The following is a 16,094-nucleotide window of genomic DNA, read 5'->3' on the forward strand; positions in this document are numbered from 1 at the left end:
CGGCACCCCACATCGAGACGAGGGTGCATACTCCGTCTCGCTCGGGGGCTCCTCCATGTCGATGAGCGTGCCGCGGTCAGGCGCGGACGTCGCGCTGCTGTACTTCCTTGAGGACCGCCGCCACGGTGGCGAAGTCATTGTCCACGTGGAGCACGGTGTGACCGTGGTGGACCGCTGTCGCGCACACCAGGAGGTCGATGGCTCCCGCGGCGCGGTGTTGCCCTCGTTGTGTGAGCTTGTACTGGGCGGTGCCGACCCAGCGCCACGCGTTCTTGGGGACCGTCGAGAGCTGGCACAGAGCATCCAGCTCCCCAGCCAACTCGTCGCGATGAGCCGGGCTGGTGGCCGAGTACAGGAATTCGGTGCGCGTGGGCTCGCAGATACGCAACACCCCGGCGGCGATGTGCCCCTCCCAGGGGCGCAGTGCCCCTGGGGTACGGAACAGGTGCCACAGCGCAGAGGTGTCAACGAGGTATGTGATCACTCAAAGGCCGCCCGCCGCGCGCGCTTCGCAGCGTCGTGCGCAGCCGCGGCCTCCTCGAACTCGCCGCGCTCGCCCCGCTCGGCCAACTTCTCCGCAGCCTCAAGCCTCCGGATGCGAGCCACATAATCCCGCAGAGCCGCGTTGACGGTCTCCTTCTTCGTCGTCACGCCCATCAGGCGCATCGCCTCGGCCAGCGCCTCGTCATCAAGGTCGATCTGGGTAACGGACATGCTCACCACCCCACTCATGAGTCCATGATGTACATACTTAAGATACATCACCAACATTCACTGTGGGAGCTCCGCGAGGAGCGGCGGCGCGAAGCCGGATCGGCGAGCTCGCTCAAGGCTTCAAGCCCATATTCTCAGCGCACGCGACGGGATCTACCCAGATCACTTTTCAGGCCACATGCGACCCATCGACCATGAGCCGCATTTCGGACACGCCGCGTCCACTACGTGTCCACTGGATCTTGGTCTGAACGAATGAACGGGGGTCGCCGCCTCGGAGCGGTGACTCCCGTTCTTACGTTTCCGCAGGTAGAAACGATTCTTCAGAGCCAGTCTTTGGTGGGGCGGGTGGGACTCGAACCCACGGCCGACGGATTATGAGTCCTTTGGTGATCGTGACGGCCTTTGCTTCTCTACGCGGATTCTTGGCGTTTCCGCAGGTCAAGGCGCGTTTCTAGTGTTGCACTGCAGCAGCCTTTGAAGGTCTGTGCAGATGCTTGTGTCCACACCGCGTCCACACAGCGTCCCGCGAGGGCCAGCGCGACACCGATGGGTTCAGATCAGCACAGGCACAAGCAGGGTTCGGCACCGGCGCGCAGCGGAGTGACTTACCGACGATAAGAGGCTGCAACCTGACCGTCAGCGGAGTGGATCTGCGGAACACCCCCGCGCCAGCGGGGAAGACGGTCCGGGGAGGCCAGCGTCGGGTTCCCATTCCGGAACCCCCCACGCCAATTGGGAGGACGCGTGCGTCCACAGCCGCACCGGATCCTTGGTTGGAACACCCCCGCGCCAGCGGGGAGGACCGGATCGTCATGCCGCCGAGTACGTCCGACTTCGGAACTCCCCCGGGCCGGCGGCCTGCCGCACCGCGGTCAGGATGCGCTGGTACTCCGCCGGCAATGCGGACTCAGCCACCCCCGGCCCACGGTCCGGGACCAGCCGCACCGCCCGACCTGCCACCTGGACCACCGGCGACCCGGCCTCCGTGCGCTCGTCGGCGAGCTGCTCGCTCATCCGCTGCCACACCCGCTCGGCCACGGCCAGCTCATCGCGCGGCCCCGCGTCACGGCAACGAGCGTGTGAGCCATACCACTTCACCGCTGTCGTCCGTGGAGACGTGATCCCGCTCGAACCCGAGCTTCTTAAGGACACGGAACGACGGTATGTTCCACGCGCCGACGGTCGACCAGAGCCGTTTCCGCCCGGTCGCAATAGCGGCATCGAGCACCGCGCTGGCCGCCTCGGCGGCGTAGCCGCGCCCATGCGCGCGCTGGAACAACTCATACGCGATTTCAGGCTCCTCTACGGTGGAGCGGCCGATGATCAACCCGCAATAGCCGATGAAGTCGCCTTCGTCACGGCGCTGGATGGGCAGCAGGGCGATCCCCGTGGTCTCCGTTGCGGTGAGCAGCTTCACGATGGCCGTCCGGGTGTGCTCAACCGTGGGCGTCCCGTTGCCGCGTTCAGAAAGGAGGGAGCAGAACTCAGCGGCGTCCGGCTCGGCCCACGGCCGCAGTATCAGCCGCTCGGTCTCAAGGTGGAACGACATCGTCTCGTACGTAGACATGGGCCCTACTCTGCCCCACGGGTCACCACGAACTACAGCTGAGTACTAGGCGTCATCGAACGCCGCGCCCATCCACGGGCTTGTCGGGGGCGGCACAAAGAAATATCCGCCCCCGACCGTTAGCAGGTATTTGGCCATGGACTCGTCTGCTAACCGTTTTTGCACGGCCTCGAAGCCTTGCACGACGTTCCGCTGGAAGCACGAAAAGAGCAGGCCAGCATCTCCGTCCCCACCGTCGTAGCTGTAGCTGCGGCGCACCATCTGCGGTGGGTTTCGGCGATCCGGAGCCGCCAAGCGGACATGGGAGTCGAGCGGGGTAATCAGGCCCCGTGGATCGGAGCGGAAGTTGGGTTCCTCGGACGGAGGTGTACCGTCCAGCCATCGACCGCCTCTGCGCCTGCCGATGATCCGTTCCTGTTCGTGTACCGGGTCCTTGTCCCAGAGTTCGGTGGCGAGGCGAATGACGCGTACGACTTGGTAGCTGCCGCCGATCGCCCAGTCAGGCTCGTCGTCGCTCACCTGCACCAGCGCCCGGTCGTAGGTCGCACGCCCACTATTCGGGTTGCCGAAGCCTTCGGTGAAGTGAAACGGGTTGCGTGTCAGGCCTTGGCCATTTGCGTCATGGTTGTCCGGACGAAAGCCGTCAGCCCGCCAGCGGAGGTTCCAGGCCGGGGTGGCCTTCAGCAGCTGGTCGACGGCCGAGCCGACAACAGTCCGCCGGTCAGCCGCAATCTGCACGAGGACGTCGCCGTGTGACCGGGCAGGGTCCAGCAAATCGCCTGGAAAGGCGGGCATCTCAGTCAGTCCGCGCGGCCGCCGTTCGTTCCGGCCATGTCTGGCGAACAGAGCGGCGCCCAGCGCCGGACCTGCTTTCGCTCCGCTCAAGCGTGCCGCGTCCAGCGCGTGCAGCAACTCCCGCAGCGCGTGCTGGATGCCGCCTGGCGAAGCGTCAGCAACAGAAGCCTGATCAAGTGCTATCACGGCTGCATGTGCGGGAGGTAGCGCGCCGCGCAGCTGCTCTGGAACGCCGTCCTCTTGGTGATCCCTGGGCGTGGCGTCCTCGGGACGACGGCTGAGCGCATACCCGCCACCACAAGCTGTGAGACCTGCTGCTGTTGCAGTGAGGAGCAGTGACCTGCGTCGCATCAACTGCTCACTCCGCACCAAGGACGTACCGCAGCAGCAGGTACCAGGTGGCGTGTAGACCAACGGTTATCAGTAGCCAGCGAATGGGGATCCGGCGCTGGTAGATGACTTGGATGCCGTGTGGCGCAGAATCCGCAGGTGTCAGGTAAGGCTGTACCGCCCTCCGGATTCGCTTGGCCGTTTGATACCCGGACCACCGGCCGCCGTTGGAGCGTGGCACTACGTGGCCGACTACCGTACTTCCGTCTTTTAGCTCGACTCGCAGACCGTCGTGCGTCGTCAGCCTCTGAATCAGCACAAAGGGCACGACAGCCACCGTGAGCCTGTTTGTGAGAAACAATTCTTTGGGTCCTAGACGCGCCTGGGTGCCGGTGAGCACGACAAACAAACAGGTGATCAGGGTGGCTATTCCCCCGTTCACCACCGACTGCTCTACCAGCGGAGCTGTTTCGGCTTCGCCCTGCCGCGCTGTGAACCAGAGCGTGGCCGCGTTGATCCCCGCGATGACCAGACATCCGATCCAAAATTCGTCGCTCCGAAACTTGCGCTGGGAGACGGGAGTTCCCCGCACCTTGGTACCTCCTCGGCCCGTACGTCACCGACAAGTCACTGCTCCTCCTTACCGAAGGGGTCGCTCTCGCACCAGAGGGGAAGAGCCGTGGAGATTCCGCAGCCTTGGATACCGAAGACCGAACCGATCGTGTAACCGGCGCCCTGCGCCACCCGGTCGGTCCGAACCGCGTGTTTGCCCTTGGGGCGCGCATGCTTGCCATGGCCGGCGCTCGCATGGCGTCCCTGTGCCTTGTTCGGTTTCAGCCCGAACCTCGTCCCGAAGTGCTTGATCGAGGACAGCCCGATGGACCCGAACCCGAGCGCGATACCGGTCGACTGGAGGTTCGCGATGCCGTTCGACTTCGCCTCCTCCCACGACAGCTTGTCCTCGTCCTCCGCGAATTTGAGACCCACCACCGCCAGTGAAACTCCCGCACAGGTGGTGAGCAAGGCTACGACGCACACCCCGAAGGTCGCCGCTTCCATGGTGCCCCGCCAAGTGATCTTCCGGCCCGTGAGGCGCTGATGCGCCATGTAGCCGAGGGTGGTCGCCGCGACGACCGCCACGGGGATGATCGGCAGATGGCCGGACGGGTCGGTGTAGGTGGTCGGTGAACTCACGGCGTACTCGTACAGGTTGGCGCCGCCTGTAAAACCGATCGGGTCCTGGGAGATGAAGCGGCCGGTTTCAGGATCGTAGTACCGGTTGCGATAGTGGAGCAGTCCGGAGCCGTCAGCCTCGCGGCCGGTGAAGGTGTAGGGGTTCGACGAGGCGGCGCCGTTGGCGGTAGGTGTTCCGTACGGGTCGTAGCTGTAGCGGGTGGTGATGGAACCGTCTGCGTCCGCCAGTCCGACGACGCTGCCGAGGGCATCGGTGAGATAGATCTGAGTGACGCCATTCTCGGTGCGGGTCAGGTACTGGTCCACGCCCGAGGTGGCTACGGTCGCCGCTGGTGATCCGGAACCGTTCTGTTCTACCAGCGGGTTGGAGCCGTCTGTGAGGTACTTATCGGTGGTGTCGCCGAGGGTTTTGGAGTTGCGGGTTCCAAGCGGATCGTAGCGGAATGAGGCATTTTGGCCGGCCTCGGCGGAGCTGGTCAGCCCGGTGAGCTGTCCACGTGCGTCCCAGGTGTAACTGCGCAGTCCGTCGTTGGTCAGTTGGCCATCCTTGTCATAGCTGAAGGACCGACCGTCGAAACTGGTGACTCGGTTGTCTTTGCCGAAAACTGTGTCGGTTTGCGCTGCTGGGAGGGCAACGCTGGCGAGACTTCCACTCATCGAGGTTTGTTGGCCTCGTACGTCCCGGCCGTACGTGAGATCGCCGACAGTGGCTGTGCCGCGCGCGTAGCTGATCTTGGTGATCGCTCCGGTCTTGTCTCTGCTGGTGGCGCGGGCGATGCCCCCAGGCAATGCCGTTGTCTTCTCCCGGCCCACTTGGTCCAGGCCGATCACAACGTTCTGGTCGCCGGTCGTTACAGAGGTGAGGGCACTGGATTTGTCGTAGCCGTAGACGGTGGTGATGCCTGACGCGGTCATCTCCTTGCGGCGGTCGGCTCCGTCATAGTCGTACGTGACGGTTCCCGTGGAACCGGTGGCCGTTCGCATCCGGTCGTAGGGGTCGTAACTGAAGGTCTGCGTGCCGTGCGCGCTGTCCGCGATTGACGTGAGCAGGTCGGTGTTGCCGTACTCGTAGGTCACGGTCGACTGGGCCTGGCCGGCGGCGTCGATGCCAAACTTCGCGGACTCGACTCTGCCGAGCAGGTCGTATCCGGCGGTTGAGACCTCCCCAGAGCGACTGGTGCCCTTGGTGAGCCTGCCTGCCGGGTCATATTCGAACAGGGCCTCAGCACCCAGTGGGTCCTTCACCGAGGTCGGCTGGTCAGAGTCGTCGTACTGCCATGTGGTGCTGTGACCACGCGCATCGGTGAGCGTAGTGAGGTTGCCGTTGTCGTCATAGTCGAGCGCCAGTTCGTGGCCGAGAGGATCGATCACCTTCCGCACCTGGTTGAGCGTGTCGTAGTGGAGCGTGGTGATGGCACCGGCCTCGTCGACGAGACCGGTGGGACGGCCGGCGGCATCCGTGAACTGTCCGGACACGCGGCCCTCGGGATCGCGAACGGTCGCCAGCGCACCGTTCCGGTAGGTGTACTCGGTCTTTGCCCCGGACGCATCGGTGACGCTTCGCAACAGCCCCTCGGCGGTGAGTTCGAAACCAGTGGCCCTGCCTTCGGGGTCCGTCACCATCTCGAGGTCGCCGTCAGCGCCGTAACGAAGAGTCGTGGCATTGCCGAGGGGGTCCGTGAGGCGGGTCGGCTGACCGTAGGGACCGTCGAAGGTGACTGTGCCGGAGGTCCGAGCCTGCGGAGTGCCTGCCAGCTCGGTGGTCCGCGTGACACGGCCTTCTCCGTCGTACGTGATCTCGGTGCGGCGGCCGTACGGGTCGGTGACCGCGTCGATTCGGAGGTTAGGGCCTCGCTCGTACAGGGTTGTTCTGGCGAGCGTCGACCCGTGAGCTTGAGTGTCCTTTATGCCGAAGCCTTCGGTGTCGAACTCGACCCGCCGGACTGCGCCGCCGGGCTCGGTCACAGTTGTGGCAGTGATGCGGCCCGTGCCGGTCTTGGTGTATTCGAAGGTGTACGTTGCGCCCTCGGTGAGGGTCTGCTTCTCGACTCGGCCGTCCGCGTCGAATGCGTTGGTCATGTAGGTGATGCCGCGGGCATCGGTTGCCGTTCGGATGCGGTTGGTGGTTCCGTCGTATGTATAGCGGCTGACCTTGCCTGCCGGGTCGGTCACCGTCTCCAGGCGGCCCGCGGTGTCGTAGGTGTACGCGGTGGTGCGGCCGGTGTTGTCGCGCGCCTCACGCACACGGCGCTCGGCGTCGTAGGCCAGGGAGATCCACCGGCCTCCTGACGTGACGATCCTCGTGACCTCGCCTCTGGTGCCGGCGAGCCGTTGCAGCGTGACGGTGTTGCCGTGCCGGTCCCGGATCTCCTTCAGCGGCGAGTATTGCGGGAAGACCCAGACATGGCCGTCCCGCAGCCGCAGCTCCCACTGCCCGTTGACGTAGAGGATCTTCGAACCACGGAAGGTGGAAGGCGTGTCGAGCGGTTCGAAGACCGCATTGGTGTACCCGGTACCCGCGGAGGTCCGGGTGAAATGGACCTTGCTGCCACCAGGCAAGTACAGATCGACTTCCTGAAACTCCCGTTCGGAGTGCAGGAATGCGTTGTACGACAGGTCACGCCCGATGCCGAAGGCCCGTTTGCGTGCATCGCCCTGCCAGTAGGTACGGGTGACCTCAGCAGGGCCGCGTTCGTCCGCGACAGCTAGGTCCGTACGTGAGTCGGTGAGCATGCCGGTGCCCAACTGGACGGGATCGCCGGAGAGCCAGTCCAAGGAATCCTGCAGCCAGGAAGTCAGCCACGGCACCAGATCGTTCGCGTTGAACATCGCGCCGTGGAATGCCCACACCCGGGTGTCAGCGTCCGGGACGACCTGTCGGCCGTCGGCGGTTACCGCCCCGTGGCCGTAGACGTACCAGCCTTTCTTCTTCGGGTCGTAGTTCATGAACTCGACTCGGGTGCCGGGGGCTTCGCGCGTGTAGTTGGGGTAGATGATCTGGGCGCCCTTGGGGAAGACATATGTCCCGCCGGGCTGAACAGTGAAGTAGACCGGCACCACGCTCTTCTTGGGCAGGGGGAAGGGCGGGCGGTCCAGCGGAATCGCTGTTATGCCGAGTTCAGTGACCGGCCTCCCCTTGTCGTCCCGCACCACCGAACCCTTGGGGATACGGACCTCAAGCCCGGGGATTTTGGGGGTTTTCAGCACGACATCGGCTTTGGTTGGTGCCCCGAATTTCATGGTGTGCTTAGTGTCGAGCGGGGTCATCCAGACGGGGAACCCGAGATCGACAGTACGGCCGGCCTTGGCCCGGAAGTGAATGTCGAATCGCCCGTACTGGCGTTTGCTGGTGTTTGCGGTGGAGCCGTCGACGATGACCGTCGCACTCTGTGCGCCGATCCCGCTAACGATGAAACGGCCCTGCGTATCTGTGCGGGCGGACTTCTTGCCGACAGACACGGTGACCTTCGCCAGGGGTTGTCCGTCAAGCTTGAGCACTCGACCGGTCACCGCCGTGGTCCGGGCGGGCCCACGAAGGGCCGGCGGCGCCTTGGGTACTTTGCCACCTGCGGTGGTCCAGGGACCGCGCCCACGGAGCTGAGGCGCACCAGGCTGCCAAGAATCGGGACCGCTCGGCACGGCCTTGAGTCGAGTGGTAGCCGCGGGCGGCAAACTGCCAGTTCCAGGTGTCGGCGCCTTCGCGGCCGAGGCCGCCGCTGTGCCTGTGATCTTCAATCCAAGGTTGTAGCTGCCGGTCAGCATCGTCCCCGGTTCGAGAGTCAGCGTGTGTGTGCCGTCGGCTGTCAGTGCGGGCAGATCCGTAGTGAGCATCGAATCGCCCATGCTGCGGCCGTTTACCAGCCACTTGCCGTCCGGGCCGTGCACATAAAGCGACCAGTTGTGGGGCGGATCGTCGAGAGTGAGTGTGAGCTTTTGCCCTTTAGCGCCAGAGAAGGTGTAGTGGGCGTTCTGGCCAGCCTGAGTCAAATCCACCGGCCGCTTGGCCCCCCCTGGCGTCAGCGTTCCGCCGTCTACGTCGGGCACCAGGGTCGCCGTGGTCTTCCCTGTCGCGGGTTTCCGCGGCCATACGAGGACCCTGTGCGTACCGCCCGACAGTGGGGCGAGCAGATCCGCGTCCGTTGGTGACGTGGACATCGAAGCCAGGCGCGTGGGCTCGCCGGCACCGGGAGCCAGATGCATCACTTGAGAAGATTCAGTGAGGGTGGTCCCGCTGAAGACGACCGAGGCACCGTCGCCAGTGGCCCGTGACAGAGTGAACTCCAGCTGCTGGCCGGGCCGCGTGAGCTCGCCAGTCACGCTCGGGACGGCTGGCGACAACGCTGCAGCGACCGGTTTCGACAACCACAAGGTCAGACCGCCCGTTACCGCACTATCGGGCGCGAACAGTACGGCGTACTTCGTTCCGGACGTCAGACCCGTGAGATATTCGGCGCCTGGCGATGTGGCGGAGACGCTCCCCACGGAGCTTCCCTCGCCGCCACTAGGGCCGATCAATCGGACATCCGTAATCCTGGAGACGGTGTTAGCGGTGACGGCGACGCCGAGGGAGCCGGTGTCGCCGGCAGTGAACTCCGCACGCACACGTTGGCCCGCCCGCGTGAGCGTCACCGGAATCGATGCTCCGTCAGGGCTGATGCTGACGCGTACGTCGGCTGAAAGTGTGAGCGTCAGCGCACCGGTTCCGGCGTTGCCGTTGGCCACTTGTACGACATATGTGCCGGCCTCTGGCAGGTCTGGCATGCCGATTGATATGGATTTCCCTCGTGCCACGCTCCTGCCATTGACGACTTTCGCACCCGACGGTGCGAACACCGTCACATCAAGTGCCACGGAGAAACTGTTCCCCGTCACCGCCAACGACAGGTCATCACCAACAGCCGCAGAGAACGAACCGCGGGCTTGCTGCCCCTTTCGAGCCAGCTCCACGGCGGCGGCCGCACCCGTCACCGACAACGCCACTGGTACATCCGCCGAGAGCACCAGGTGAAGAGAACCCGTAGCGCCTTGGTAGGGGTCCACGAAGACTCGGTACAGACCGGACTCGGGTAGGTCGGACAGGCTCACCGCCGCTTCGGCGCCAGCCGCGACCCGCTTGCCGCTGACGACCAGTGCACCGGAGGGCGCAAGGACACTTACATCCACGCTCGAGGTGAATGCGTTACCTGTGATCGCGAGGGACAGATCGTCACCGGCCTTGGCGTGAAATCCCGACTCCACGTCTTGGCCGAACCGAATCACGTCCGCCCTGCCAGGGGCGGACGTCGTGGACAGCTGTCCCACCACGACCGGTCGAGACAAGATCAGCGTCAGTGCTCCAGTACCCGTTAAGGCGGGCGAGGCTGCGATCGTGTACGTCCCCGACGTGGGCAGCACCGCACTGTCCCATTCGGCGCGCTCGGTCGCGGAGACAACGAAGCTGCTTCCTACGCGCTTGCCGTCCGGGCCGAGAACCTCCAAGGTCGTGCCCGAGGGGAAGTCTGCCGTGGTGACGCCCAGTGAGACGACATCTCCAGCTGCGGCCGTGAAGCGGGCCAGGCCGTTCTGCCCCGCCCTGGTAACGCGCATGGTGGCTTCCGGCCCGTTCGGCTCCAGTGTCCCTGCATCCGCGTAGTGCGATGCCGTGGCCTTCACAATGCCGACCGCGTCTGGGTACGGATCGGCGCTGAGCCGGTACTTGCCGGACTGCGGCAGTGCGTCGACGTCGATCGAGCCGCTGGACGAGGCAGACACATTCCTGCCGCCCACTTTGCTGCCGTCGGGAGCGTACAAACTAGCCGTGAGCGACTTCGAGAGGCCCGCCGAGTCGAGCCCCAGGCTCAGCGACTCGCCCAGCTGTGCATCGAAGGTCCACTCAGCGTTCTGCCCAATGCGATCAATCCGTGCCTCCACTGCGGGCCCGGACAGATCGAGCGTGCCAGTCACCGGATAGGACACGGTCACTGTCGCCGCACCGATGTTGTCACTACCTGGCTCGAGCCGCAGAACGTACCGTCCCGCGAGGGGCAGATTGCGCATCTCCCAGTCGGACACCGCGCCGTTGAAGGAACCGCTGTTGCCCACCTGGGTACCTTGCGGCCCGATCAGCTTCAGCTTCACTCCCTTGTTGAACGTCGAGGCAGAGAAACCGAAGTTCAGATGGTCACCGGCTTCCGCCTCGAACGACACTTCGGCGAAGTTGCCCGGGGTCAACACCGCCACGGTCGGAGGAGTCCCGTCCGTCACATCTGTGCTCTCCGACGACTCAACCTTCCCTTCACCGTTCCCGACCACAGAGAAGCTTGTGGTCGAAACAGCTCTGCCGTCAGGGGTCTCAATCTCTACCGGCCCGCTGTCCGATCCCGGCGGCACCCGTACCGTGAGAGTCGTATCCGTACGCCCAGTCACGTGGGCGACGACTCCACCCCCAAACCGGACGACATTGTCGGAGAGAGCCGGCGCGAAACCGGAACCTGACAGTGTCACTTCAGCGTCGAGTGCGCCTGTAGTGGGAGCCATCCCGGTAAGGGCGGGGCGGGGAGAAGCGAGGGTGAACGACTCCGGGGATTCAGCCGTTGCTCCGCCGGTAGTCACTGATACTTTTCCGTTGCCCGCGCTAGCCGGGACCTTGACAGTCAGGCGAGTCGCCGACGCCGATAGGATCTCCGCTCTCTCGCTGCCGAAGGAGACAGCGTTGGACTCCGCCGCGGTGGCGAATCCAGTACCGGACAGCGTGACTGTCGCACCAGCTGCAGCCCGTATCGGGACGAGCGAAAGGATGGAGAGCCGGGTGGAGGCGTACCGGTCAACACCCAGGCGGTTTCCGGCGGCGTCATAGCGGTACCGAGCTGTCTCGCCGTCGGGGTCAGTAACGCCAGCCAAGCGCCCGGCCGCGTCGTATGCGTACAGGGCGTTGTCGGTTGTCTGCTCACCTGCGGCGACGCGGTCCACACCGAGGTCAGCCGCCAGCGGAGATTCCTTATCAAACGTCACATCGGCTGGGGCCAAAACCGGCCCGCGCTGAACGGAAACCCGTTCAGTTGCAGAGGTGGAGACCGCCCCCGAGGCCAGCGCCATCACCAGTGCACCAACTGTCAGCGCCCGCCCGCGGCCAGAAAAAGGACGTAACCGGAACTGACCGCCATTGCTGTGCACCGCGCCCCCCAAGAGCTGCACTATCAGGCCGAGTTGCTCACACTTTCCACACGAGCGGTCACAACGTACACACGTTCCGCCACACGGGCCATAGGGCGGAACAACCACAACTGTGACCAGATACGGCCCGGGGGCCCCAGGTGCGGGCGGTCGGCATCGACCGGCTGATCGCCGAGAGCCGGCTCGCCAAGTCGACGAGTATGTGCACTTCCGGACTGTCGACGATCAAGTTTTCCCCCAGCTTGGGCGGTTTGAGCGTCATGCAATTCCCCATCCCGAATTCTCCTAATTGGCCATGGGTAGCGCGGAGGTCGGGATCGAGGGACCTGGTCGTCGCGGAGCTGCTCATGTTCCTCGTCCCATGGTTCGGATGGCCGATGGGCAGCCCGGATGGCGAGGAGAACGTTCGTCGTGGTCGACATCACCGAGGCGCAGCGACTCGCCCAGTACGGCGGTCAGCTGGGCGTGCCGCCCGGCCATCTATGTCCACTGGTACTCGGGACGCTCGAAGAGCGAGCTGGCCGCGTCGCTGGGGGTGGACCGCAAGACGGTCAGGAAGTACCTGGCTCCAGCGGAAGCGTCCGGGATCAGCCCAGGCGGCCCGCCGATGAGTGAGGCGGACTGGTCGAAGCTGATCAACACGACGACCAGGTGCACGACGAAGCAGAGGTGGAAGCCCGATGACCGTGATGGACGCCGCCCTGCGGGAGTCGCTCAAGGCCCTGCGACTGTCCGGCATGCTGGAAAACCCTCGACGCCCGCCTGGCCCAGGCCCACGGCGGCGAACTCGGCCACCTCGACTTCCTTCAGGTCCTCTGCCAGGACGAAATCACCCGTCGCGACACCGTCGCCTTCCAACGCCGCCTGCAGCGAGCGAAGTTCGAGCAGCAGGTCACCTTGGAGGAGTTCGACTTGACCGCCTCCTCGAAACTGCCTGCAGCCCAGATCAGGGACCTCGGAGCCTTGCGCTGGCTCCATGCTGGCGAGTCGGTCATCCTCTTTGGGCCGGTCGGCGTCGGCAAGACCCACATCGCGCAGGCCCTCGGTCACCTCGCTGTCCGCCAGGGCGCCCACGTCCGCTTCGCCAAGACCAGCCGCGTCCTCGCAGATCTCGCCGGTGGACACGCGGATCGCGCCTGGGAGAAACGGATCCGCGAGTTGATCCGTCCTGACGTGCTCATCCTCGACGACTTCGCGATGCGTCAGCTAACCGCGGCCCAGGCTGACGACCTCTACGAACTCGTGTCCGAGCGGCAGGGACGTTCGCTGATCATCACCAGCAACCGGGCGCCGAGCGACTGGTATCCCCTCTTCCCCAACCCTGTCGTCGCCGAATCTCTCCTGGACCGGCTGATCAACACCAGCCATCAGGTCATCATGAACGGCCCCAGCTACCGGCCTAACAAACGCCCCCGGAATCCGATCGAGCGGCCTGACAAGCCGCAGGTCACCTAGCCAGCCCGGCCGAGGCTGATGAGGTCGGGCAGCAGCATGAGAAATCCGACTACGATCCAGCCTCCGCCGACGATCCTGAGCGTCTTCGGCGTCGCGGATCCCGTGAACGGCATCTGTCGCGCAACGAGGTCGAAGAACCTTTCAGCCGCCCCCCGCACGTTCAGAGCGAGCACGAAGCCAGCGACGATGAAGAGTCCAGCACCGATCCACAAGATCCATATGTCGTCGTTGGCTGACTCGCCCACCACGTCTCCCCCCAGAACCAGACAGCTTCGTGATCCCAACCTACTCACCCGATGCCGGTCCTCGGCTGCCCAAACGGCCAGGGCATGGGGAATAACGAACTTACCCCTGGGGAAATACGCGATTGTCCACACGCAAGGAAGACCTGATGGAAGCGCGTCTGCTGGCGCCGTACGGAAACCTGGCGCGAGCATGTGGAGCGCGAGATGGAGGCCCGGCGCAGGAGTCGAACGCGCGGGTGCTCGCTGCCTTTGACGTCTTCCAAGGGGCTGTCGGCCCCCGATACCGGAGCTACCCGATCAGCAACGCCGCCGCCGATTACCCCCGCAATGAAGGCATCCAGGCTGTCGTCGCGTACGACCGTGCATGGCTGCCCGGGCTGTTCCCGCGACTCCTCGGGCCGCTCGGCGCGAACCGGGAACTGGTCACCGCTCTACCTTCGGCTAGCGCCGCTGGAGAAGCCGAGGGGCTCTGGGATCAGCTTCCCTGCGGGTGCCGGGGTGTTCTGGCAGCCGCGCGTCGCGGCCCGCGCACGGTCCCCGCCGGAGCTCGTGGGTTTACGTCCCCGTCCCTGGGGGTGATCGCGCTCCCCGAGCCCTCCCCGCCGGTGTGCGAGGGTGTCCCCAACGCGGGCAAGGGTTCCCCAAAGGGCTGGAATCCTTCTCCCTGCTAGTGCACGGGGGTGTTCCGGCCGGCCCCTGCTCACCGCCGAGGCCCAGGCGCCCTCCCCGCTGGCGCGTGGGTGTCCTGTGATGTCGGGGCGGTAGGGCCACAAGCCGCCACGGACGAGACGTGCAGTTTTCAGATCGGGCCGTTTCCCGAGCAGCGGGCCGCGAAGTGCACGCGGATACGGAGCCTGCAACCGGGCAGGCGTCGCACTCACTCATCAGCACATCGGTCGCGCGCCCTAACGCTGCACGCGTCCCGCCCTGCGATGATGACTGGCGATTTCCCGTGTCCACACAGCGTCCACACATCGGCGCGCCGGGTACCCCAGCATGCGATGGAGCAGGCGCAGCCGATACCTTCATCGCAGGTCAGAGAGCACTCACTCGTCGAGAAGACGCCGGGCGGCGAAGTCCTGAGCAGCGGATTTACTCCGTTGACCTCAAGTGCTCCGACCCGACACCCCGAGGAATCGTTTCTGCAGGTCAGAGCCATGTTCGGTGGGGCGGGTGGGACTCGAACCCACGGCCGACGGATTATGAGTCCTTTGGTGATCGTGTCGGCCCTTGTCACTGTTGCCCGATCTTCGCCGTTTCCCCAGGTCAGAGGGCATCTCTGTGATTGGCCTTTGTAGATCCTTCGCGGTCTGAGTCGGTCCTTGTGTCCCCTCGCTGTCCCCTGAGCGTCTCCAGGGGACAGCTACAGGAGATAGACCCGCCGGTTGTTCCTGGTTGAAGGCGGGGATACGAACGTCGCCCAGCGGAGTGACTTACCGACGCCGTTACCTTGCGCCCGCTTGCGATGCCACAACTACCTCTGATCGGTGCGGCGTGACCCTGTTCCGAGGGCGACGACTGCGGCGAGACCGGCGATGAGTGCCAGGAGTCCGAACACATTGGAGTAACCGCCCATCGGTACCGCCACGGCGGCGTCGGCAAATGGGGCAAGGGCGGAGGCTGCGGTCGTGGGCGCCGCGAGGAGTCCGGAGAGGCGGCCGTAGTGGTGCTGCCCCATCGGTCGGTGATGGCTGGCTTGCAGGAGTGTGAGGTTGCCGCGGACCACAGCAGCTGAAAGGCTGGAAATGCGCCCGTAACGAGTGCTGCTCGGCGAATCGGCGATCCGGACCACTTCCGCCGCTCTCTCTTGATCCTGCCCCGGGAAAGACCCGTCCTGAAATCTGCGACAGCCGGGTCACGCGGTTGCCGGATCCCTGACAGGTAGGCAAGGCGGCGTTCGGGGCCCGGATCGTACGATGACCGCATGAGCAGCACGGTAAAGCCTTCGAGCCGCCGCCCGGCCGGGCGCAGCTTCGTGCTCATCGTGCTCGCGGTGCTGGCCGGGGTGCTGGCGATGCGGACAGGCCCGCGCCCTGTTGGACGAGCACACCGCCATCGGCGGACTTGGCACGGGCTGGGACCTCCACGCTACAGAGCCCGTATCGCCCGCTCCATGGGCCATCACGGCGTCCAGCATGGCGCTCAGAGATGCTGCGATGGCTTCTTCTCACGGATGCCTTCGATGGTGACGCCGTTCCAGAAGGCGACGTGGTTCTTGATGCGCCGGGCGAGCGGGCTCGGATGTGGGTAGTACCAGGCGGCGTCGGGGTTCACCTGACCGTTCACGGTGAGGGTGTAGTAACGAGCGATCCCCTTCCACAGGCACAGCGACTTGGTCGAACTCTCGGTGAAACACTCACGCTTGAGCGACTCGGGCGGAAAGTAGTCGTTGCCCTCCACCCGCTTCGTCCGTGAGGTTTCAGCGATAACGACGCCGTTCCAGATCGCGCGCATCATGGCTCTCTCATCTCCTCCACTCGGGTGTAGGAAACCCGGTAAGCCGGTCCTGGGCTTCCATCCGTAGCAGGGAGCGTGGAGAGAAACCTCGTCCTCCTACGGAGCACGGCGCCGGCCAAGGCGGCCGAGCCAGTGAAGAACAGACCGTCACGATCCAGCGCGGGGACGTCGACTTCGAGCCG

10 protein-coding genes and 2 pseudogenes are annotated in these 16,094 nt (G+C 65.0%); 2 read left to right on the forward strand and 10 right to left on the reverse strand.

The features are described from left to right. Positions 1-76 precede the first annotated feature (76 nt). From J7E91_RS09040 to J7E91_RS09070, 7 genes are all read right to left on the reverse strand, one after another. Entirely contained in the window at positions 77-484 is a 408-nt protein-coding gene (locus tag J7E91_RS09040; RefSeq protein WP_214900648.1) for a PIN domain nuclease, read from the reverse strand. Continuing rightward, complete coding sequence (locus J7E91_RS09045) at positions 481-714, reverse strand: type II toxin-antitoxin system VapB family antitoxin (protein ID WP_214900769.1); 234 nt, start codon at positions 712-714, stop codon at positions 481-483. The genes J7E91_RS09040 and J7E91_RS09045 overlap by 4 nt, the downstream gene beginning before the upstream one ends. Before the next feature lie 813 nt (positions 715-1,527). Further along, positions 1,528-1,755 (reverse strand): hypothetical protein, encoded by a 228-nt coding sequence (locus tag J7E91_RS09050; protein ID WP_214900650.1) that lies wholly within the window; start codon positions 1,753-1,755, stop codon positions 1,528-1,530. Between the two features lie 25 nt (positions 1,756-1,780). After that, on the reverse strand, positions 1,781-2,284 hold the full coding sequence (locus J7E91_RS09055; protein WP_214900651.1) for a GNAT family N-acetyltransferase: 504 nt from the start codon (positions 2,282-2,284) through the stop codon (positions 1,781-1,783). A gap of 45 nt (positions 2,285-2,329) precedes the next feature. Further along, complete coding sequence (locus tag J7E91_RS09060; RefSeq protein WP_308376247.1) at positions 2,330-3,265, reverse strand: Dyp-type peroxidase; 936 nt, start codon at positions 3,263-3,265, stop codon at positions 2,330-2,332. A 172-nt stretch (positions 3,266-3,437) separates the two neighbouring features. Continuing rightward, complete coding sequence (locus J7E91_RS09065) at positions 3,438-4,001, reverse strand: hypothetical protein (protein WP_214900653.1); 564 nt, start codon at positions 3,999-4,001, stop codon at positions 3,438-3,440. Between the two features lie 35 nt (positions 4,002-4,036). Further along, complete coding sequence (locus J7E91_RS09070) at positions 4,037-11,755, reverse strand: RHS repeat-associated core domain-containing protein (protein WP_214900654.1); 7,719 nt, start codon at positions 11,753-11,755, stop codon at positions 4,037-4,039. A gap of 762 nt (positions 11,756-12,517) precedes the next feature. Between J7E91_RS09070 and istB the strand changes: the two genes are divergently transcribed. Continuing rightward, positions 12,518-13,210, forward strand: a complete 693-nt coding sequence (istB, locus tag J7E91_RS09075; protein WP_285439047.1) for an IS21-like element helper ATPase IstB — start codon at positions 12,518-12,520, stop codon at positions 13,208-13,210. Here the strand turns inward: istB and J7E91_RS09080 are convergent. Then, entirely contained in the window at positions 13,207-13,455 is a 249-nt protein-coding gene (locus J7E91_RS09080; protein WP_214900655.1) for a hypothetical protein, read from the reverse strand. The genes istB and J7E91_RS09080 overlap by 4 nt on opposite strands. Positions 13,456-14,929: 1,474 nt before the next feature. Beyond that, positions 14,930-15,196 (reverse strand): annotated as a pseudogene (locus tag J7E91_RS09085) (MFS transporter); the annotation flags it as partial. A 277-nt stretch (positions 15,197-15,473) separates the two neighbouring features. Between J7E91_RS09085 and J7E91_RS35805 the strand changes: the two are divergent. Further along, a pseudogene (locus tag J7E91_RS35805) lies at positions 15,474-15,542 on the forward strand (site-specific integrase); the annotation flags it as partial. A gap of 55 nt (positions 15,543-15,597) precedes the next feature. Here J7E91_RS35805 and J7E91_RS09090 read toward each other — a convergent pair. Next, entirely contained in the window at positions 15,598-15,912 is a 315-nt protein-coding gene (locus J7E91_RS09090; RefSeq protein WP_214900657.1) for a DUF427 domain-containing protein, read from the reverse strand. Positions 15,913-16,094: the final 182 nt, after the last annotated feature.

This window comes from Streptomyces sp. ISL-99 (assembly GCF_018614005.1).
Classification (GTDB): domain Bacteria; phylum Actinomycetota; class Actinomycetes; order Streptomycetales; family Streptomycetaceae; genus Streptomyces; species Streptomyces flavidovirens.

Bases quoted from the DNA above. Each gene is read 5' to 3' on its own strand.
- J7E91_RS09045 (WP_214900769.1), bottom strand. From the start codon at position 714: ATGTCCGTTACCCAGATCGACCTTGATGACGAGGCGCTGGCCGAGGCG.
- J7E91_RS09055 (WP_214900651.1), bottom strand. From the start codon at position 2,284: ATGTCTACGTACGAGACGATGTCGTTCCACCTTGAGACCGAGCGGCTG.
- J7E91_RS09090 (WP_214900657.1), bottom strand. From the start codon at position 15,912: ATGATGCGCGCGATCTGGAACGGCGTCGTTATCGCTGAAACCTCACGG.